Raw genomic sequence first — 19,204 nt, forward strand, 5'->3', positions numbered from 1 at the left:
GCCGGAAACACAGGCGAAAATTACGCCTGCGCGCTGCTTTCCGCGCTAGCAGCCTGTTGGGTACCGTCGTCCAGCGGATCCGGACGACCGGTCATCTTCGCCACCAGACAGGCCAGCTTATCGCGCATCGCCGGACGGCGCACGATCATATCGATGGCCCCTTTCTCCAGCAAAAACTCACTGCGCTGGAAGCCCGCCGGCAGCTTTTCCCGCACCGTCTGCTCAATCACGCGCGGGCCGGCGAAGCCGATCAGCGCCTTCGGCTCGGCGATATTGATATCGCCCAGCATGGCCAGACTGGCGGAGACGCCGCCCATGGTCGGATCGGTCAGCACGGAGATATAGGGCAGGCCGCGCTCGCGCATCTTGGCCAGCGCCGCGCTGGTCTTCGCCATCTGCATCAGCGACATCAGCGCCTCCTGCATACGGGCGCCGCCGCTGGCGGAGAAGCAGATCAGGGCGCAGTTGTCCTCCAGCGCCTGTTCAACGGCGCGGACAAAGCGTGAGCCGACCACGGAGGCCATGGAGCCGCCCATAAAGGAAAACTCAAACGAGGCGGCCACCACCGGCATCCCGTGCAGGGTACCTTTCATCACCACCAGCGCATCTTTTTCGTCGGTCTCTTTCTGAGCGGCGGCCAGGCGATCCTTATACTTTTTGGAGTCTTTGAACTTCAGGATATCCTTCGGCTCCAGCTCGCTGCCCAGCTCGACGTGGCTGCCGTCATCCAGCAGCGTATTCAGGCGCATGCGCGCCGTCATACGCATGTGGTGGTCGCACTTGGGGCAGACCTCCAGATTACGCTCCAGCTCGGCACGGTAAAGCACCTGACCACAGCTGTCGCACTTGGTCCAGACGCCCTCCGGAATGCTTGCCTTACGGGTTTGAGAGATATTGCTCTTGTTAAGAATGCGTTCAATCCAGCTCATCGATGACCTTTCTGTTTGAACCTGGCGGAATGCCAGTCCTCTGCCCCTGCCAGGGAACCAAATGCAAAGACCCAGCCAACGCTGAGCCCGATTTTAGCCCATGTCTCCCCTTTCTCCAGGCGACGGGCTGCTTTTTTTGACTGGCAGGAACAGACCATAAATGCCGTTCATTAAACCACAACGGTTCGACCGTGTGGATAAAAAACTGGTCGAACCGTGCAGAGTTTACATTTTTTACCCACTTTAGGTGAGTGCGATGCGGTTATTTTGTGACCTTATTCCGCCGCGCCTGACGCCGATGGCGCCAAATCTCGATCACCCCGGGCAGGATGGAGACCACGATGATCGCCACGATCAGCAGCTTCAGGTTCTCCTGCACCACCGGCACATTGCCGAACAGGTAGCCGGCATAGGTAAACAGCAGCACCCACAGCAGGGCCCCGATCACGTTATAGGCGGCGAAGTGACGGTAGGACATATGCCCCATCCCGGCGACGAACGGCGCAAATGTACGCACAATCGGCACGAAACGCGCCAAAATAATCGTCTTTCCACCGTGGCGCTCATAAAACGCATGGGTCTTATCCAGATAGCTGCGACGGAACACCCGCGAGTGGGGGTTGCTGAACAGCCGCTCGCCAAACAGACGACCGATGGTATAGTTCAGCGCATCGCCCACGATGGCGGCGATCACCATCAGCAGCACCATCAGGTGCACGTTCAGATCGTTGCTCGGCAGCGACGCCAGCGCACCGGCGACGAACAGCAGCGAATCGCCGGGCAGGAACGGCGTCACGACCAGGCCGGTTTCGCAGAACAGGATCAAAAAGAGTATGCCGTAAATCCACACGCCATACTGTGCGACCAGCTGCGCCAGGTGCACATCAATATGCAGAATAAAATCAACAATCCACTGTAGGTATTCCATAACGGCTCCGGAGATTAATCGGGTAGAAACAGCGGCCCCATCGGCGGCTGCGGCAGGGCAAACTGGGCCGGGTAGTCCACGGCGACCAGATACAGCCCGGCCGCCTTGGCGGTCGCAGCGGCCAGGGTACGATCCCGGCCCGCCAGCAGCTCGGCGATCCAGCTTTCCGGCTGATTGCCACACCCCACCTCCAGCAGGCTGCCGACGATATTACGCACCATATGGTGCACAAAGGCATTGGCCTTAATATCGACCACCACGTAGGGACCGTAGCGGTTGACCCTCAGGTGGGAGACGTTGCGCCACGGGGTTCGCGACTGACACTGGGCGGCGCGAAAGGCGCTGAAGTCATTCTCCCCCAGCAGCGCCTGCCCGGCGCGCGCCATGCGCTCAGCGTCCAGCGGCAGATAGCAATGGGTCACCCCGCTCTGCAGCACCGCCGGGCGATAGCGATGATTATAGATGACGTAGCGATAGCGGCGCGCCGTCGCGCTAAAGCGCGCGTGAAAATCGGGGCTAACGCTCTTGACCCAGCGTACCGCGACATCCTTAGGGAGATGGGCGTTGACGCCCATGGTCCAGGCGCCCTCTTGACGCAGGGCATGGGTGGTAAAGTGCACCACCTGACCGGTAGCGTGGACGCCGGCGTCGGTACGCCCGGCGCAGAACACCGTCACCGGCTCGCTGGCGACGCGCGACAGCGCCGCCTCCAGGCGCGCCTGAACGCTGTCGACCTCCCGCTGACGCTGCCAGCCGGCGTAGCGGCTGCCGTCATACTCGATCCCCAGCGCCAGAGTATATTCCGGGCACGATGTCTGCCCGGTCAACGGTTGCTGCGACATCAGTACAGATACTCCTGCATCAGGCGCTCCGCCACCTCCAGCGCCATCAGCGCCCCGCCGAAGCGGACATTGTCCGCCACCGACCAGAACTGCAGGGCCTCCGGCATGCCGTAGTCATTGCGTACGCAGCCAATGCTCAGATGCGGATTGCCCGAGGCGTCGCCGACCTGGGTCGGGTAGTCATCCTCTTCGCTCAGGCGGATATCGTCCGACTGCGTCAGCCGCTCCCGCGCCTCTTCCACGCTGAGCGGGCGCTGGGTCTCCAGATGCACGCTCTGGGCATGGCCGTAGAACACCGGCGACTGGATACAGCTGACCGTCAGCGGCAGCCCCGGCTCCTGCAGCACCTTACGCACCTGATCCACCAGACGACGCTCTTCGGTCACGCTGCCCTGGGGATCCGCCAGCAGCGGCAGCAGATTAAACGCCAGCTGCTTCTGGAATAGGCCCGGCTCGAACGGCATGCCGTTGAGCAGGCGCGCGCTCTGCCCGGCCAGCTCATCCACCGCCGCCTTACCATGGGCCGAGGCGGAGAGCAGGCAGGTTACGCCAATGCGCGCCAGACCGATCTCAGCGCTTAGCGGATGGATCGCCGTCAGCAGCTGGCTGGTCAGGCTGTCGGCCACCGCCACGATATTGCGGTTGCGGTACTCCGCCAGCGCATGGGAATTCACGCCCGGAACCACCAGCGGCACGTCCGCCTCCAGCGCAAAGGCATCGCTGCTGTCGATCACCAGACAACCGGCGTTGCCAGCGTCCTCGGCATAGCGCAGCGAGGCCTCGCGTCCGGCGACAAAAAACGCCAGCTGGGCCTGCGCCCAGTCAAAGGTGGCCGCATCCTGCACCGTCACCTGACGCCCGCCGACGCGCACGCTCTCCCCGGCGCTGCGCTCGCTGGCCAGCAGATAGATCTCACCCAGCGGAAGATCGCGCTGCTGCATCTGCTCCAGCAACGCTTCACCGACGGCGCCGGTTGCCCCCAATACGGCAATATTCCAGCCTTCGCTCATTCTCATACTCTCCCGGACGGCGGTCCACGCCGCCGTCCCTGTCAATAGCCCATCAAAAATCGCCAGTCCGCCGCCTGGGCGCACTGGCGATAAGCATCAATTGTCTGCTCAGGCGACGCGGGCGTCAAAGCCCAGCGCCGTCAGCAGCGAGGCGCAGGCGCGATCGTCGCACAGTACCTGCAGCGATGACCACTCGCGGCGCGCCGGATAGTGTTTACGCAGGCGATCGAATTCGCCCTCCTGCGCGGCGACGCGGCGCAGCGGTGCATCATCACGGCGCACATCATACACCAGATGCATCAGACGTTTGAGCATCGCCTGATCGGGTTGCCCGTGAATGCGTACGCTGGCGACCGGCGGCGGCGGTAGCAGAGAGGCCAACGGCACCGACTGCGGCTGCCCCAGGAAGGCGCTAAAGGCCTCAAACACCTGGGTGGTACCGCGCGCCTTTCCCTCCAGACTGTATCCGGCGATGTGCGGCGTCGCGATGTCCACCCGCGCCAGCAGCGGCAGCGACAGCATCGGCTCCGGCTCCCAGACATCCAGCACCACCCGCAGATCCTGCCCCGCCTCCAGCGCCTGCAGCAGCGCCGCATTGTCGACGACGGCGCCACGCCCGGCGTTAATCAGGATCCGTCCCGGCGGCAGCCCGCGCAGAAAATCCGCGTCGGCCAGGTGCAGCGTGCGATAGGGCCCCTGCTTGTTTAGCGGCGTGTGGAAGGTGATGATATCCGCCTCGCGCTGCAGATCCGCCAGACTGTGAAAAACCTCGTCGTCACCGCGATCGGCGCGCGGCGGATCGCACAGCAGCGTGCGGATCCCCAGCGCGGCCAGGCGGCGCTGCAGTCGACTGCCCACGTTGCCAACCCCGACGATCCCCACGGTCTTATCGCGCAGCGCAAAGCCATCTCGCTCCGCCAGCAGCATCAGGGCAGAAAAGACATACTCCACCACGGCAATGGCGTTACAGCCGGGGGCGGCGGAAAAGCCGATGCCGGCCTGCGCCAGCCAGGCCGTATCCACATGATCGGTGCCGGCGGTGGCGGTGCCGACAAAGCGAACGCGATGCCCCGCCAGCAGGGCCTGATTGACCGCGGTCACCGAACGCACCATCAGCGCGTCGGCCCCGGCCAGCGCGGCCTCGGGCAGCGGGCGGCCACGCACGGCCTGTACCTCGCCAAGGCGCCCAAACAGCGCCTCGGCATACGGCATATTCTCATCAACCACAATTTTCATCGGTTCTCCCCTGCGGCATACGCTATGGATTCAGGACAGATTATTCTGCCACCAAATGCGCGCGCCGCCTAACCACGGACACGAACGATCCTTGGGGACAGCACCCCGCCCCCGGAGCTGCGTAGGCACCGACACAGGAGAGAGAGCGGACGCCGCGGCCACGCAGCGATTGTCATCCGCCGACAAACGCGGCATGGTAGGGCCTCTTTCTCATCAGGAGTCTCGCGTGCCCCCCTTCTCAACCGCCGTTTGGCAACGGCTACGGCGTTCACCGTTCCGCTGCCGCTTTCGGCTCAGCGCCGACGAATGGCACTATCTACAGCGTAACGGCCTGCCCCTGATCCTGAGCCACGCCCGGGACTTTATCGATTCGCGGCTGGCCCCCGCCCAGATCCCCAACGATGGCAAGCAGACCCCCATGCGTGGGCACCCGGTCTTTGTGGCGCAGCACGCCACCGCCACCTGCTGCCGCGGCGGCCTGGAAAAATGGCACCATATTCCGCGCGGCCGGGCGCTGAGCGGCGGAGAAAAGCTGTACATTCTGGCGCTGCTGGCCCACTGGCTGGCGGCGCAGACGCCGCGCTGAGCGCGGATGGGACGCGGCTCAGCGCCGTTGTACATACGGTTACTTACCGACACCAAACACACACGGACAATCGCCGCGCCGCTGCCTAACATATCCTCAACGGCTCCAGTGGGGGCTTACCAAACGGCAAATTTTGAGGACAGGAAAAATGAATAAAGTATTAGCTCTGGTTGTCGCTGCTGCAATGGGTCTCTCTTCCGCCGCATTTGCCGCCGAACAGACCGCGGCACCGGTCGCTGCCCCTGCAGCCCAAAGCGCCGCCCCGGCGGCCAAAGAGGCGGGCGCCGTAAAACACCACGGCACCAAAAAGCACCATAAAAAAGCCACGACCGAGCAGAAAGCTCAGTCCGCGAAAAAAGCGCACCACAAGAAAGCCGCCGTAGAGCAGAAGGCGCAGGCTGCCAAGAAGGTTCACCACAAGAAAGCGGCCGTAGAGCAGAAGGCACAGGCCGCCAAGAAGGTTCACCACAAGAAAGCCGCCGTCGAGCAGAAAGCGCAGGCCGCCAAGAAAGTTCACCACAAGAAAGCGGCCGTCGAGCAGAAGGCACAGGCCGCCAAGAAGGTTCACCACAAGAAAGCGGCCGTAGCGCAGAAAGCGCAGGCCGCCAAGAAGACCCATCACAAAAAAGCGGCGCCGAAAGCCTAAGCTCACCGCCTAAAGATAGCCCAGACGCACCGGCCTTATCGCCGGGGCGTCTTTGTCGTTGGCGCGGCGCGCTAGCGACGCAGGCGACAGACGAACGCCGTCACGTCAAAGTTCACCCGCACATCGCGCTCTCCCCCCGCCGACAGCAGCGCCATCAGCCGCTTGGCGTACTCCGGCCCGCCCTGCTCCTCCATATAGCGGGTGACATAGCTGGTCGACAGGAAAAAGGTCGCCAGCTGCGCCACGCTCAGGGTCAGAATATTGGGAAACAGATGGCGCTGGCTGTGCTGTAGCTGTGGCTGGATCTGCATCAGCTCCAGCGTATCGTCATAGTCCACCAGACGCCGATCGCGAAACGGCGCCCAGCGCGTCGCCAGCTCATACTCCACCACGTCGCGCAGCGGGCCGTACACCAGCGGAAACTCGTAGCGGTAGGCGCAAAAAACCCCGCCCGGCAGCAGCAGCTGAGGCATCCGCGAGAGCATCAGCGGACGATCCATCCAGTAAAACGCCGTGGCGCAGGTCAACAGATCGACCGGCTGAGGCGGGACATAGCGCTCGGCGGACTCGACGCTAAAATTGAGCTGCGGGTAGTTATCCCGCGCCTGAGCGACCAGCGTCTCATCGCGATCGCAGCCGATAACCTGAGAGAAATAGGTCTGCAGGCGAGCGGTCGAAAAACCGCTGCCGCAGCCCAGATCCAGCGCCCGATCGTGGTGGGTACACTGGCGAGCCAAAAACTGATACAGCGACTCCGGATAACGGATCAGTGCCCGGATCTGCTGGTAGGCGATGGCATAGTGATTAAGCTGTCCCATGGTGTTTCCTTTCGCTAAGAGCAGCGGCGCAGACGCGCCGCTGCTATGAGTGTTACCCATTCAAACGCCGGACGCCAGGCATAAAAAAACCCGCCGCGGCGGGTTTTCATCATAACGGTGGCGAGCTTATTTGTACTTGCGCATCACCAGCGTCGCATTGGTGCCGCCAAAGCCGAAGCTGTTGGACATCACCACATCCAGATCGCGCTCGGTGGTGGCGGTAACGATGTCCATCCCGGCGGCCTGCTCATCCAGCTCTTCAATGTTGATGCTCGGCGCGATAAAGCCGTGCTCCAGCATCAGCAGGGTGTAGATGGCTTCGTGAACCCCCGCGGCACCCAGCGCATGGCCGGTCATCGCCTTGGTCGAGGAGATCGCCGGCGTATGGTCGCCAAAGACTTCGCGGATGGCGCCCAGCTCTTTCACGTCGCCCACCATGGTAGAGGTGCCATGTACGTTCAGGTAATCCACCGGCTTGTCCAGCCCCTGCATCGCCATATGCATGCAGCGCGCCGCGCCTTCGCCCGACGGTGCCACCATGTCATAGCCATCGGAGGTCGCGCCGTAGCCGACGATCTCGGCATAAATGTGCGCACCGCGCGCCAGCGCGTGCTCCAGCTCTTCTACGACCACGATGCCGCCGCCGCCGGAGATGACAAAGCCGTCGCGCTTGGCGTCATAGGTCCGAGACGCTTTTTCCGGCGTATCGTTGTAATGGGTAGAGAGCGCGCCCATCGCGTCAAACTCGCAGGCTAGCTCCCAGCACATCTCTTCACCGCCGCCGGCAAAGACCACGTCCTGTTTGCCCAGTTGGATCATCTCAACGGCGTTGCCGATGCAGTGAGCCGAGGTGGCGCAGGCGGAGCTGATGGAGTAGTTAACGCCGCGAATCTTGAACGGCGTGGCCAGACAGGCGGAAACGCCGGAGGCCATGGCCTTGGTCACCATATATGGCCCCACGCCGCGGATACCGCGGGCGCGCATGCCGTCAGCGCCGGCAACCTGGTTACGCGGAGAACCGCCGCCGGAGCCCACGATCAGCCCGGTACGGTTGTTGGAAACCATGTCGTCGCTCAGACCGGAGTCCTTGATCGCTTCCTGCATCGACAGGAAGGCGTAGATCGACGCATCGCTCATAAAACGCATCACCTTGCGGTCGATCAGGCCAGCGGTATCCAGCTTGATGTTGCCCCAGACCTGGCTACGCATGCCGGCTTCCTGCAGTTCAGGCGCAAAGGTGATCCCCGAACGCCCTTCTTTCAGAGACGCCAGCACCTCCTGCTGGTTGTTACCGATACTGGAAACAATACCCAAGCCAGTAATCACTGCACGTTTCATCTATTACCTCTTGAAAAAATTTTTGTCATTCGGGATTTGCAACGCACTTTAGCGTACACCTGTACGCCGAGGCAAGTCCGATCAGCGCTGGTAAAACCAGATAGCGCTAAATTTGCCGCCCCGGGCACAGACCGTTAAAATCATCCACTGGCTGATTTAGCGGTAAAAAAACGTGAACCATACATCGATACAGGGTGCATCGCTGAGCTGGAATCAACAGGGTACGCCTGTTTCGCAGCAGTTTGACGACGTCTACTTTTCCAATCAGGACGGACTGGCGGAAACCCGCCACGTCTTCCTGCAGGGCAACGGACTGCCGCAGCGCTGGCGTGAGCCCGGGCGTCCTGACTTTACCGTCGCCGAAACCGGCTTCGGCACCGGGCTGAACTTTCTCACCCTGTGGCAGGCGCATCAGGCCTTCCGACGGGCGCATCCCGATCAGGGACCGCCGCGCCTGCACTTCATTAGCTTTGAAAAGTACCCGCTGTGCCGCGACGACCTGCGCGCCGCCCACGCCGCCTGGCCGGAGCTGGCGGAACTCAGCGAACAGCTGTACGCCGTATGGCCTGACGCCCTGCCCGGCTGTCACCGTCTGCACCCGGCGCCGCACATCACGCTGGATCTGTGGTTCGGCGACGTCAACGCGCTGCTACCGCAGCTGCCCGACGGCCTTCATGGTCACGTCGACGCCTGGTTTCTGGATGGCTTTGCGCCGGCGAAAAACCCGGATATGTGGACCCAGGCGCTCTTCGACACCATGCTGCGTCTGGCCCGGCCCGGTGCGACCTTCGCCACCTTTACCGCCGCCGGATTTGTGCGCCGCGGCCTGATCCAGGCCGGATTCGAGGTCAGCAAAGTCAAAGGATTTGGGCAAAAGCGGGAGTGTTTGGCGGGACGGCGCCCCGCGGCGCTACCGCCCGATGCGCTGCGCGCGCCCTGGTATGCCCGCCCGGCGGCCCGCCGCCCGGAGGAGGTCGCGCTGATCGGCGGCGGCATCGCCGCCGCCCTGTGCGCCCTAGCGCTGCAGCGGCGCGGCAGTCGCGTCACCCTCTACTGCGCCGATCCGCAGGGGGCGCTGGGCGCCTCCGGCAACCGTCAGGGGGCGCTCTATCCCCTGCTGAACGGCCGCGGCGATGCGCTGGAGCGCTTTTACGTCCGCGCCTTTCCCTACGCCCTGCGCACCTACGATGCGCTGGCGGCCCAAGGCGTTGACTTTCCCCACCAATGGTGCGGCGTCAGCCAGCTGGGTTACGATGACGCCAGCCAAAGAAAGATAGCGCAGCTGCTGGCCGCCGGTTGGCCCGACTGGCTGGCGCAGGGGGGCGATGCCGCCGACCTCGCCCGGCGCTGCGGCCTGCCGCTGCCGGTCGGCGGCGTCTGCTATCCCCTCGGCGGCTGGCTGGATCCGGCGGAGCTGACCCGCCAGGCCCTGGCGCTGGCGGAGCGTCAGGGGGCCACCCTGCGCTTTAACCATGACGTTCGACAGCTGCAGCCGGCGCCGGAGGGCTGGCGCCTGCACCTGGCCGACGGCGCAACCCGTCTGCACGGCTGCGTCGTGCTGGCCGGCGGCGCCCGCGCCGGCGAGTTCAGCCAGAGCGCCGCGCTGCCGCTCTATCCGGTGCGCGGCCAGGTGAGCCATATTCCCACCGCCCCGGCGCTGGCGCCGCTGCGCCAGGTGCTGTGCTATGACGGCTATCTGACCCCCTGCAGCCCGGACTACGGTACCCACTGCCTCGGCGCCAGCTACCGACGTAACTGCACCGATCGGGAGTACAGCCCGCAGGAGCAGCAGGATAACCGCCGGCGACTGATCGCATGTCTGCCGCAGGTGACGTGGCCACAGCAGGTGGACGTCAGCGCCGCGGCGGCGCGGATCGGCATACGCTGCGCCGTGCGCGATCATCTGCCGCTGGTCGGCGCGCTGCCGGATGCCCCGGCGCTGCAGGCGCGCTACCCGCATCCTCATCCGCAGCACCACGCCCCCGCGGAGACCAACGCCGCCGCGCCGCACCATCCGGATCTGTTTATCCTGGCCGCCCTCGGCTCTCGGGGTCTGTGCAGCGCGCCGCTGTGCGCCGAGCTGCTGGCCGGGCAAATCCACGACGAGGCGCTGCCGCTAGAGCAAGATCTGCTGGACGCACTCAGCCCCAACCGTTTCTGGCTGCGTAAATGGCTTAAGGGAAAAGGGATGGCGTAATGCGTCGGGCGCGCTGGGGATACTCCGCCGCCCTTCCTGCGTTATCCGGCGGTGGCGCCGCTGAAGCGGCGCCCCTTCGGTTCGCTACGGCGCGATTTACCCTACCCGCGCCTGCGCGCGTGAAGGATACCCGGCCTCAGGCCGCGGGCTGAGCCCGGCGGTAGAGATCCTGCCATAGGTTATGTACCAGCGCCTGATCGGGCGGAGAGAGCTCGCCGGCGTGAATGGCGCGCGCCAGGCTGGCGCGTACCGCCGCATCCAGCGTCGCGGGTGCGGCCTGCGGCTGCGAGGCGATCTCCGCCACGGCCAGGGTCAGGTGGCCGCGCAGGTAGCCGCCGGCAAACAGCTCATCGTCGCTGGCGCTGTCAACCATCTCATCAATCAGCGTCAAAATACGCTCTTCAAACTCTGCAATCATGGGAATTCCTTGCACATCGGCGTCGGCGGTGCCGCGCATCACTGTAAATCGTCGAGATAGGGAAAGTCGGCGGCACTCAGCGCCGGCGTATGATAAAACGCCTGAAGCGCCCGGATAAACTGCGCCGGACGCGGAGGGATGCCCTCGGCCAGATAGCTCAGCACCTGCTCACGCACCCGGCGCTGAAACGCGATGCGATCCGGGTCGAAGCTCCCCTCCAGATTATCGCAGCTGACGTTAAAGGGGTAGCCGGCGGCGGCGCAGAACAGCCAGTCCAGCGCCTGCGGCTTAATCTCTACCGCCTCAAAGCGCGACTGCGTATCGGCGTCTCGCCCGTCCGGGCAGTACCAATAGCCATAGTCCTCCAGGCGGCGACGCGCCTCCCCGGCGATGCACCAGTGTGAGATCTCGTGCAGCGCGCTGGCATAGTAGCCGTGGGCAAATAGAATGCGGTGCTCCGGATGCGCGTCATCCGCCGGCAGATAGATAGGTTCGCCGTCGCCGGCCACCAGGCGGGTATGGTATTCGCTGCCGAACGTCTGCGCGAACAGATCGATTAACTGCTGATAATGATGGGTCTCGGGCATGGTTATCTCTGAGCCTGATGAGAAAGTAACGCGCGGCGCCGTGGCGCCGCATGACGGTGGCCGATTGTCGCACAGGCGCCGCCGCCGTGCATCCGCCGCGCTACAGCCAGCGCTGCGCCCAGGCCAGGATTTCGCTGCCGTGGTTGTCATACAGCAGCTTAATACTCATGATCAGCGACATCACCACGATCATCGGCCGGATCAGCTGCTGCCCGCGGGTCAGCACCATCCGAGCGCCGACCCGGGCGCCGATCGCCTGTCCAACCAGCATGCACAGCCCCACGCTCCAGACGACGTTTCCCCCAATGATGAACAGCAGCAGAGACGCCGCGTTAGAGGTAAAGTTGAGCACCTTGGCATGGGCCGTCGCCTGAGGGAGCGACAGCCCCAGCAGCATGACATAGCCCAGCGCATAGAACGATCCGGCGCCGGGACCGAAAAAACCGTCATAAAAGCCGACGCTGGCGCCGCCCAGCACGGCAAACAGCGGCATACCGACGCGCCGCGCCCCCTCCGTCGCCCCCAGCGACGGCGTCAGCAAAAAGTAGAGCCCGACCCCGATCACCAGAAACGGCAGCAGCTGACGTAATATCTCCGCCTGCAGACGCTGCACCAACAGCGCGCCGGCCGCGGCGGCCAAAAAGGTCAGCAGAATCACCCATTTTTGCTCGGCAAGGTTGACCACCCGGCGGCGAATAAAGTAGAGGCTGGACGAAAACGATCCCCCCACCGACTGCAGCTTGTTGGTGGCCAACGCCTGAGCGGGCGGCAGCCCAACGGCCAGCAGCGCCGGCACCGTCAACAGTCCGCCGCCGCCGGCAATGGCATCGATAAAGCCGGCGAACAGCGCCACGCAAAATAAAACCCCGAGCAGCTCGGGAGAAAGCAGTAGCGTCTCCATGATCCTTGCCTGAACAGTCCCATCGTGTTGTATTCGCCCCATATCACATTGACAGCATCGGATATAAAAAATGTATGCATCACTCTGTGATTGAGACCACTAAATAGGCCGCTATCATGACAAACAATCCCGCTGCGGTAACTGATTTTTATCATGCCGTCGATGCGATGCCCGCCGATCGCGGGGGAGCACAGGCGATGGACGGCCTAACGCCATCTCCCCGCCGCGGCTCACCCGCCCACGCGACGCAGCCCAAACGCCCGCCGAGCACGCGCCGTCCATGGCGCAGCGCGCCCGGGCAGACTAGTCGATAAAGCCAAGCTTGAAGAGGCGTTTACCGGCCAGCGACGCCAGCGAGGGGTCTTCGGGATAGACCGGCAGTAGCGGGAAAAAGACCGCGCCGCCAATGATGCTGCGCCGCTGGCGATCTGGCGGACTCAATCCCCAAATATTTTGGTAGGTCATCGGCACCGACTGCCCATGAACGACCGAATTGCCGATATACAGCATAATATGCCCCTGAATGTAGACCAGCGTCGTGAATGGCCGGCCATGCGTGGTCAGGTAGTCGAGGCGGGAACGGAGGCTATACGCGGTGAGATCGACCGTTCTGGACACCGCCTGAATCTGTGCGGCGGAGTTACGCGGCAAAAAGATACCGAACGGCAGCATCAGGCTACGGATCTCCGATGAACAATCATTGTAAAAATGAGCGTTTCCCCAGCCGTAGGGCTTTCCGCCCATGGTTTTCATCAGCGTCGCCATATGCTGCGGCGTCATGCGCCACGGCATGGCGGTAAAGGCGCTGGCGCTCAGCGTCACCCAGCGGAGGCGCGCCTTACCGCCCGCGCCGAGCGTCGGAATCGCCGCCCGGTAATACCCCGGCCACGCCGCGTCAAACGGCAGTATCGTGCCGGGGCGAGCGATAAAATAAAACTGCTTACCGTCGTGCACCGAGACCGGCTCCTGAATAAATGCCCCCAGCTTTTTCTGCGCCAATGTCCGCCACTCGGCGACAAACCGACTATCCGCCTCGGCCACGTCATCGCTTTTGACCCAGCCCATCACCGAGGGAGAGACAACATATTTCCAGCCCGTGTCCTGACTCAGCGTGAAAACATAGACGGGGGTGCCTGGCCGAATCGACGACATCTGGAGATCATCAAAGGGATACCCCTGACCGGCCAGATGCGGATCGCCGTAGGCCGGGTCAGCGGTCGGCAGTGCCCTGACCGCCGTTTCTCGCAAGGTCATCCCCCGCTGCGCCGGGTGAAAAACGCTATCGATCGCGGATGCGCTATTCGCCATTAACTGCGCTTTCCACTCAGGCGGATTCAGCCGAAAGTTACTGCCCCAGGAGCGGCTCTCGGCGAGGAGAAAACGCGTAATAATACGCTCACGGTTTTCTCTCGCCTCGCCCTGCAGCAGCGCGGTAATATACTCCGCATTCCACGGAGATCGATCCTGAGGATTAATACCAAAATAGGATGATTGCAATAGGGAGAAATGACGATCTTGCGCTGACGCATCCATTATCGCAACCGAATACCCCTTGCTCTCAGGCTGAATCCAGCGGTCAACCGACTGCGAATAATTCTGCAGGGGAAAACGCGATTTGGTCGGATCGATAACACTTCCGCGCGTCGTGTCAGGAGGCGATGAAACGCCGCGACCGCCGCCTACCTGGCATGCTGAAAGCAGTAGGGATAAGGCAACTAAGGGTAATTGTATCCACCCAGAAAGCGGACGATTTATCATATGTTATCTCCCATGCTGAGTACCCTGCCCGATTGTCTACATAATGGTCCTCCCGCTATGTCATCGCACATACAGAATAAACGCCGCCTCAACCATCTTTCTATTTCTGAACACCCAACGAAGCACCATTACCATTTATCAGCGACGCTCACTGATAACGCAATGATTGATAAGTAAACAAACAGCAGATGATACGTACGGAACGCTGGATATAACCGAATAACGCGGATTGGCCATAGACAAATGAATCGGTTTTTTTTGCAAAGATTAGATATTTCACCCGCCTACAATAACGAGCTCAATGCTACTGAAAAAAGGATGGCGCGTTATGTTGACTTTGAATTCCGAGCTGGAATGGTCCGATGTTGGAAGCATTTGTACAGATCAAAAGGCAAAAACCTACGTCAGCGATGCATTTAACATAGCCTATGGGCAGCCGACGAAAGAGCTGCTCCCGGCGGGAACAGCCTTATACAAATTCAATGGATTTAGTTCATTGGCAAGGTCCCCGATCACTGACGATAGCCCGCTATCTCCCTGGTGGAGCCCGGTCCAGCCATTCCGGTACGATGGCGGTCTGCGCCAGCGTATGCTGATCGCTAAGCAAAACGGGGTATCAATGAGGGAATGGGGACGACTCACCTCCGTGATCAAAGAAAACTGGAGCTCTCTCGACTTTTTACTTGAGATAGTCCTAAAGATTCCCGTCTATGCCTGGTTCGGTGGATTTAAGGGCATGTCGCGCATTGATAATGGTATGACCTCTAAACGAAATATCACGCTGGAACAAAAAGGCCGGAGCTCAATGCTCCCCGGCGGGGCCACACAGTTCTATATTCCAAACCTGACGGTCGGGCATATCAGTAGCCACCAATTTTCAATATTGAAATAGCGCTTATTACGTCAAAACCCATCATCCTTTCAAGGGAATTATCCCCGAACAGAGCCCCTTATCCCGAGTATTAATGGCCTGCCGCCGGTGCCGTTAATACCCGATGGAAAGCATCGAACCCGGGGAATAATCGGATAGTCGAGATTGGAATGAATATGTATTTTTTACAAAGATTGGCTAATTCATTCACCTATAATCGCTATCTATAACGTTACGCAGTGTTGTAAGAAATGTTACGGAGATGACTTCATGGCAAATGAAAGCAAGCAGCATACGTTGGATCGAGTCCGCTCGCCAAGAGTGCAGATTACCTATGATGTTGAAATTGGCGATGCGCAGGAAATGAAGGAGCTGCCATTTGTTATGGGAGTGCTCGGTGACTATTCAGGGCAGCCGGCGACTCCGCTTCCCAAGCTGAAAGAGCGCAAATTCGTTTCGATTGATCGCGACAACTTCAACGATGTTATCAAAGGGGTGCATCCCCATCTGTCATTCCGCACCGAGAATACCCTGAGCGGAGATGACAGCCAACTGTCGGTGGATCTGCATTTTCAGAGCATGGCGGATTTCACCCCAGAGCGGGTCGCGGCGCAGGTTGAGCCGCTGCGCAAGCTGATGGATATCCGCAGCCGCCTCTCTGACCTGAAAAACAAGATGTACAGCAATGAACGCCTGGGTGAGGTATTGCAGGGCATCATTGAGGATACCGAAAAGCTGCAGAGTCTGGGTAAAGAGACCGGCTTTGGCGAGGAGAAGCAGCCATGAGCGAACAGAACTTGCCAGAAAGTAGCGCCGCCGAGAGCGCTGCGCTAGAGGGCGGCCTGCTGGATAGCATCATTGCGGAAACCCGGATGGCACGCAGTGATCTGGAGAAGGCGCGGGCCCGAGATCTGCTGGGGGAATGGGTCAGTGAGGTTCTGTCGGGCACCGTGACGGTATCCGGTGATGTGCTGGCCAGCATTGAGGCGCGTATCGCCCAGATCGATGCGCTGCTCTCCGCCCAGCTCTCCGCCATTATGCATGAGCCGGCGTTCCAAAAGCTGGAGGGGTCATGGCGTGGGCTGCATTACCTGGTGCATCAAAGCGAAACCGGTACCGGCCTGAAAATCCGCATGCTGAACGTCAGCCGAGCCGATCTGATCCGCGACTTTAAGAGCGCCGCCGAGTTTGATCAGAGCGCGCTGTTCAAGAAAGTCTATGAGGAGGAGTACGGTACCTTTGGCGGCGCCCCCTTTGCGGCCATGATCGGGGATTATGAGTTCAGCAACCACCCGGAAGATCTGTTCCTGCTGGAGGAGATCTCACACGTTGCGGCGGCGGCCCATGCCCCCTTCCTCTCTGCCGCCAGCGCAGGAATGTTCGGCCTGGATAGCCTGACAGAGCTGTCGATCCCCCGGGATCTGGCCAAGGGCTTTGATACGGTTGAGTATGCCAAGTGGAAATCGCTGCGCCAGTCGGAGGATGCCCGCTATATCGCCCTGGCCCTACCCCACGTGCTTGGCCGACTGCCTTACGGCGCGACGACGGTGCCGGTCGAGTCATTCAATTTTGAGGAGAATGTCAGCGGCAAGGAGCATGGCAAATATCTGTGGCTGAATGCCGCCTATGCGCTGGGCACCCGCCTGACTCAGGCCTATGCCAAATATGGCTGGTGCGCCGCCATCCGGGGTGCCGAAGGGGGAGGCCTGGTGGAGGGACTGCCGGCGCACACCTTTACCACCGATGATGGCGAAGTCGAGCTCAAGTGCCCCACCGAAGTGGCCATTACCGATCGCCGAGAGAAGGAGCTGGCCGAGCTGGGATTTATCGCCCTGACCCACTGTAAGGGGACCGACTATGCCGCCTTCTTTTCGACCCAGTCGGTGCAAAAGCCCAAGGAATATGACAGTGACTCCGCCAATGCCAACGCCAGGATCTCCTGCCAGCTGCAATATATTATGGCCACCTCACGCTTTGCCCATTATTTAAAATCGATGGTCCGCGACAAAATCGGCAGCTTTATGAGCCGCAGTGAATGTGAATATTTTCTCAATCAGTGGATCAGTAATTATGTGGTCGGCTCGGATGATGCTGGCCAGGATATCAAGGCGAAATATCCATTACGGGAAGCCCGCATTGATGTCAGTGATATTCCGGGCAAACCGGGTTTCTATAAGGCGGTAGCCTATTTAAAACCCCATTTCCAACTGGAGGGGCTGACCGCGTCTTTACGTCTGGTCGCCGATCTGCCGCCGCCGGCGCAAGGCTAACGATTTAGCCGAGTTTGTTTACCACGTATATCCAAAACGCAGTTTATCTTGTCACAAGAGAGGTCCGCTATGGCTTTTGATACTTATATCAAACTGGATAAGGTTGATGGGGAATCCACCGACGATAAGCACAAAAAATGGATTGAAGTGCTGGGTTTTGCCTGGGGAGCCGGCAATGAATGCACGATGGAGAGCGGCACCCAGGGGCTGAATACCGGTAAGGCGATGATGTCGGTGCTGCGTGTCACCAAATGGATGGACTGCGCCAGTGTCAAGCTGGCCTCCGCCGCCGTGCAGGGGCAGAACTTTCCCACGCTGGAGCTGGAGATTTGCACCCAGGCGGGCGATAAGTTCGCCTTCTGCATCTACAAATTTACGCATGTCGCCGTCTCCAGCTATCAATGCTCAGGGGCCACGGGCGGCAGCGATCGCCCGCAGGAAACCATTGATTTCGCTTATAAAGAAGTGACCTGGGAATACGTTCCCCAGGATCAGAACGGCAAGGCGGGCGGCAAAATTGGTCCTGAGGGCTGGAGCCTGATTACCAACAAGAAAAAGTAAGACGGTCAAACAGGGGCGCGGCGCCGCGGGAGTCTGGTGGATCTCGCCCTGCGCTGTCCCCTGCGCTATCCAGATAGGCGACATCGGTAGGAGCATATGATGAATATTGACGATCTCACTGATGAAGAGCTGTGGGAACAGCTGGGTCCAAAGCCAAAGCGGCAGGCCGGATTTTACAGCGCGCCGGTGCTACCCACCGACATACTCCGCATGGCGGATGTTGTCATCAGCCATACGCTGAAGTTCGACGCAGAATCCTTTGACGCGCTGCTGAAGAAGCTAAAGGCGTGCCAGGATGATGCGATGAATCAAAAAGCCACCTCACTGCTGCGCCCGCCGCAGTGGCCTATCGACAGCCATCCTGATGATGCGGGGGGACATGGCATCAGCGTCCCGCAGGTCATCGGCCACATCGGAACCCTGACCTCCAGCGCCAATCAGACGGCCGCGCTGTACGGCTATATCCAGAGGGCATCGGGGCCGTTACCGACGGATGCGCAGGGCATCGCTACCTTTTCAACCTCGACGGCGTCCAATGTGCTGGGTGCCGCAAACCTGATCAATACCGCTGACAATATCTTAGGAAACCCGTTACCCAAGCCGGCAATCAACAAGATGGCGGAGGGGGTCTCGCCCTATATCGCGCTGACCAATCAGATCATCGCGGCCACGCAGGGAAGTGTCTCCGTCGGCGGCAACGCGTTACTGAGCACCGTCGGCCATGCCGTGGGCGGCGGCGTCGGTGCCGCGCTGTCGGTGGCCGCCACCCCGGTCGGGGTTATCCTGGGCCTGGCCGTGACCACCGCCAGCGTGGCGTCGACCATGGATGTGTATGGCACGCTGTGGGATCTGCGCCAGCGTTTGTATCCCTGCACCTGCGGCCAGTGCGATGAGCGGCTCAAGTTCATTATCGAACGCTATGATCAGAGCAATACGGCCAAAGCGGTCGGCTTTGCCGCTGGCTTTATCATCGTGGGGCTGATCCCGGCGATGGCCATCGGCATGCGCAAGCTGCACCACCGCCTACAGGGCAGCGCCTCCTACAAACACCAAATGTGTCTACAGATGATTCAGGCCGCCAGAAGCCGGGGCACCCAGATGAAAGGAACCCCCGGCCCGGCGCCGCTGAACGGAAAACCCTGTATGCCCGGCTTTCAGGTCACCACGCCGGGCTGCCCGACCGCTATCGCCGCCATTGCGCTGCTGATGGGAGATCACGGAACCAAAAACGGGTATCTGAAAACGCTGGCGGTCATGCTGTCGACCGACGGCGTCGACAACCTAAAAAAGAAAATCCCGTGAGTTGAG

At 61.1% G+C, this 19,204-nt stretch carries 19 protein-coding genes; 8 read left to right on the forward strand and 11 right to left on the reverse strand.

The genetic code is table 11. The features are described 5' to 3' along the window. Positions 1 to 20: 20 nt before the first annotated feature. From accD to pdxB, 5 genes are all read right to left on the reverse strand, one after another. On the reverse strand, positions 21 to 929 hold the full coding sequence (gene accD, locus L1P05_RS11510; RefSeq protein WP_012849242.1) for an acetyl-CoA carboxylase, carboxyltransferase subunit beta: 909 nt from the start codon (positions 927 to 929) through the stop codon (positions 21 to 23). 262 nt (positions 930 to 1,191) lie between these two features. Continuing rightward, positions 1,192 to 1,857 (reverse strand): DedA family protein, encoded by a 666-nt coding sequence (locus L1P05_RS11515; protein ID WP_012849243.1) that lies wholly within the window; start codon positions 1,855 to 1,857, stop codon positions 1,192 to 1,194. 14 nt (positions 1,858 to 1,871) lie between these two features. Further along, complete coding sequence (gene truA / locus L1P05_RS11520; RefSeq protein ID WP_015461939.1) at positions 1,872 to 2,684, reverse strand: tRNA pseudouridine(38-40) synthase TruA; 813 nt, start codon at positions 2,682 to 2,684, stop codon at positions 1,872 to 1,874. Positions 2,685 to 2,698: 14 nt separating this feature from the next. After that, positions 2,699 to 3,709 carry an aspartate-semialdehyde dehydrogenase gene (locus L1P05_RS11525; protein ID WP_012849245.1) on the reverse strand — a complete coding sequence of 337 codons (1,011 nt, stop codon included), beginning with the start codon at positions 3,707 to 3,709 and terminating at the stop codon, positions 2,699 to 2,701. A gap of 108 nt (positions 3,710 to 3,817) precedes the next feature. After that, a complete protein-coding gene (gene pdxB / locus L1P05_RS11530) occupies positions 3,818 to 4,945 on the reverse strand; it encodes a 4-phosphoerythronate dehydrogenase PdxB (RefSeq protein WP_012849246.1) in 1,128 nt (375 codons plus the stop codon). Between the two features lie 226 nt (positions 4,946 to 5,171). Between pdxB and L1P05_RS11535 the strand changes: the two genes are divergently transcribed. Continuing rightward, positions 5,172 to 5,531, forward strand: coding sequence for a DUF4186 domain-containing protein (locus L1P05_RS11535; RefSeq protein WP_012849247.1), 360 nt, complete (start codon positions 5,172 to 5,174; stop codon positions 5,529 to 5,531). 148 nt (positions 5,532 to 5,679) lie between these two features. Then, positions 5,680 to 6,177, forward strand: a complete 498-nt coding sequence (asr, locus tag L1P05_RS11540; RefSeq protein ID WP_012849248.1) for an acid resistance repetitive basic protein Asr — start codon at positions 5,680 to 5,682, stop codon at positions 6,175 to 6,177. A gap of 71 nt (positions 6,178 to 6,248) precedes the next feature. Here asr and L1P05_RS11545 read toward each other — a convergent pair whose 3' ends face one another. Both L1P05_RS11545 and fabB read right to left on the reverse strand, forming a co-directional pair. Continuing rightward, positions 6,249 to 6,995, reverse strand: a complete 747-nt coding sequence (locus L1P05_RS11545; RefSeq protein WP_012849249.1) for a class I SAM-dependent methyltransferase — start codon at positions 6,993 to 6,995, stop codon at positions 6,249 to 6,251. A 126-nt stretch (positions 6,996 to 7,121) separates the two neighbouring features. Next, a complete protein-coding gene (fabB, locus tag L1P05_RS11550) occupies positions 7,122 to 8,333 on the reverse strand; it encodes a beta-ketoacyl-ACP synthase I (RefSeq protein ID WP_015461944.1) in 1,212 nt (403 codons plus the stop codon). Between the two features lie 172 nt (positions 8,334 to 8,505). Here fabB and mnmC point away from each other — a divergent pair, with 172 nt between their 5' ends. After that, positions 8,506 to 10,530 (forward strand): bifunctional tRNA (5-methylaminomethyl-2-thiouridine)(34)-methyltransferase MnmC2/FAD-dependent 5-carboxymethylaminomethyl-2-thiouridine(34) oxidoreductase MnmC1, encoded by a 2,025-nt coding sequence (gene mnmC, locus L1P05_RS11555; protein ID WP_012849251.1) that lies wholly within the window; start codon positions 8,506 to 8,508, stop codon positions 10,528 to 10,530. A gap of 136 nt (positions 10,531 to 10,666) precedes the next feature. On the opposite strand, the gene L1P05_RS11560 is transcribed toward mnmC, so the two are convergent. The 4 genes from L1P05_RS11560 to L1P05_RS11575 form a co-directional block, all read right to left on the reverse strand. Next, on the reverse strand, positions 10,667 to 10,948 hold the full coding sequence (locus L1P05_RS11560; protein ID WP_012849252.1) for a YfcL family protein: 282 nt from the start codon (positions 10,946 to 10,948) through the stop codon (positions 10,667 to 10,669). A 38-nt stretch (positions 10,949 to 10,986) separates the two neighbouring features. Continuing rightward, on the reverse strand, positions 10,987 to 11,535 hold the full coding sequence (locus L1P05_RS11565) for an elongation factor P hydroxylase (RefSeq protein ID WP_012849253.1): 549 nt from the start codon (positions 11,533 to 11,535) through the stop codon (positions 10,987 to 10,989). 100 nt (positions 11,536 to 11,635) lie between these two features. After that, entirely contained in the window at positions 11,636 to 12,436 is an 801-nt protein-coding gene (locus L1P05_RS11570; RefSeq protein ID WP_012849254.1) for a TSUP family transporter, read from the reverse strand. Between the two features lie 303 nt (positions 12,437 to 12,739). Further along, positions 12,740 to 14,194, reverse strand: a complete 1,455-nt coding sequence (locus tag L1P05_RS11575) for an SH3 domain-containing C40 family peptidase (RefSeq protein WP_071818527.1) — start codon at positions 14,192 to 14,194, stop codon at positions 12,740 to 12,742. A 328-nt stretch (positions 14,195 to 14,522) separates the two neighbouring features. On the opposite strand from L1P05_RS11575, the gene L1P05_RS11585 reads away from it, so the two are divergent. The 5 genes from L1P05_RS11585 (at position 14,523) to L1P05_RS11605 (ending at position 19,198) form a co-directional block, all read left to right on the forward strand. Then, positions 14,523 to 15,086, forward strand: a complete 564-nt coding sequence (locus L1P05_RS11585) for a hypothetical protein (protein WP_226079094.1) — start codon at positions 14,523 to 14,525, stop codon at positions 15,084 to 15,086. Between the two features lie 249 nt (positions 15,087 to 15,335). Beyond that, complete coding sequence (gene tssB / locus L1P05_RS11590) at positions 15,336 to 15,851, forward strand: type VI secretion system contractile sheath small subunit (RefSeq protein WP_015683417.1); 516 nt, start codon at positions 15,336 to 15,338, stop codon at positions 15,849 to 15,851. Then, positions 15,848 to 17,335 carry a type VI secretion system contractile sheath large subunit gene (tssC, locus tag L1P05_RS11595; protein ID WP_012849259.1) on the forward strand — a complete coding sequence of 496 codons (1,488 nt, stop codon included), beginning with the start codon at positions 15,848 to 15,850 and terminating at the stop codon, positions 17,333 to 17,335. Before tssB ends, tssC begins: the two co-directional genes overlap by 4 nt. A 69-nt stretch (positions 17,336 to 17,404) precedes the next feature. Further along, on the forward strand, positions 17,405 to 17,896 hold the full coding sequence (locus L1P05_RS11600) for an Hcp family type VI secretion system effector (protein ID WP_012849260.1): 492 nt from the start codon (positions 17,405 to 17,407) through the stop codon (positions 17,894 to 17,896). A gap of 96 nt (positions 17,897 to 17,992) precedes the next feature. Further along, on the forward strand, positions 17,993 to 19,198 hold the full coding sequence (locus L1P05_RS11605; protein WP_226989535.1) for a type VI secretion protein: 1,206 nt from the start codon (positions 17,993 to 17,995) through the stop codon (positions 19,196 to 19,198). Positions 19,199 to 19,204 lie beyond the last annotated feature (6 nt).

The sequence above is a fragment of the Edwardsiella piscicida genome (assembly GCF_021733145.1).
Lineage (GTDB): Bacteria > Pseudomonadota > Gammaproteobacteria > Enterobacterales > Enterobacteriaceae > Edwardsiella > Edwardsiella piscicida.

Coding starts and splice junctions, on each gene's coding strand:
- accD (WP_012849242.1), bottom strand. CDS start 929: ATGAGCTGGATTGAACGCATTCTTAACAAGAGCAATATCTCTCAAACC.
- L1P05_RS11515 (WP_012849243.1), bottom strand. CDS start 1,857: ATGGAATACCTACAGTGGATTGTTGATTTTATTCTGCATATTGATGTG.
- L1P05_RS11525 (WP_012849245.1), bottom strand. CDS start 3,709: ATGAGCGAAGGCTGGAATATTGCCGTATTGGGGGCAACCGGCGCCGTC.
- pdxB (WP_012849246.1), bottom strand. CDS start 4,945: ATGAAAATTGTGGTTGATGAGAATATGCCGTATGCCGAGGCGCTGTTT.
- asr (WP_012849248.1), top strand. CDS start 5,680: ATGAATAAAGTATTAGCTCTGGTTGTCGCTGCTGCAATGGGTCTCTCT.
- L1P05_RS11545 (WP_012849249.1), bottom strand. CDS start 6,995: ATGGGACAGCTTAATCACTATGCCATCGCCTACCAGCAGATCCGGGCA.
- fabB (WP_015461944.1), bottom strand. CDS start 8,333: ATGAAACGTGCAGTGATTACTGGCTTGGGTATTGTTTCCAGTATCGGT.
- L1P05_RS11560 (WP_012849252.1), bottom strand. CDS start 10,948: ATGATTGCAGAGTTTGAAGAGCGTATTTTGACGCTGATTGATGAGATG.
- L1P05_RS11565 (WP_012849253.1), bottom strand. CDS start 11,535: ATGCCCGAGACCCATCATTATCAGCAGTTAATCGATCTGTTCGCGCAG.
- L1P05_RS11570 (WP_012849254.1), bottom strand. CDS start 12,436: ATGGAGACGCTACTGCTTTCTCCCGAGCTGCTCGGGGTTTTATTTTGC.
- L1P05_RS11575 (WP_071818527.1), bottom strand. CDS start 14,194: ATGATAAATCGTCCGCTTTCTGGGTGGATACAATTACCCTTAGTTGCC.
- L1P05_RS11585 (WP_226079094.1), top strand. CDS start 14,523: ATGTTGACTTTGAATTCCGAGCTGGAATGGTCCGATGTTGGAAGCATT.
- tssB (WP_015683417.1), top strand. CDS start 15,336: ATGGCAAATGAAAGCAAGCAGCATACGTTGGATCGAGTCCGCTCGCCA.
- tssC (WP_012849259.1), top strand. CDS start 15,848: ATGAGCGAACAGAACTTGCCAGAAAGTAGCGCCGCCGAGAGCGCTGCG.
- L1P05_RS11600 (WP_012849260.1), top strand. CDS start 17,405: ATGGCTTTTGATACTTATATCAAACTGGATAAGGTTGATGGGGAATCC.
- L1P05_RS11605 (WP_226989535.1), top strand. CDS start 17,993: ATGATGAATATTGACGATCTCACTGATGAAGAGCTGTGGGAACAGCTG.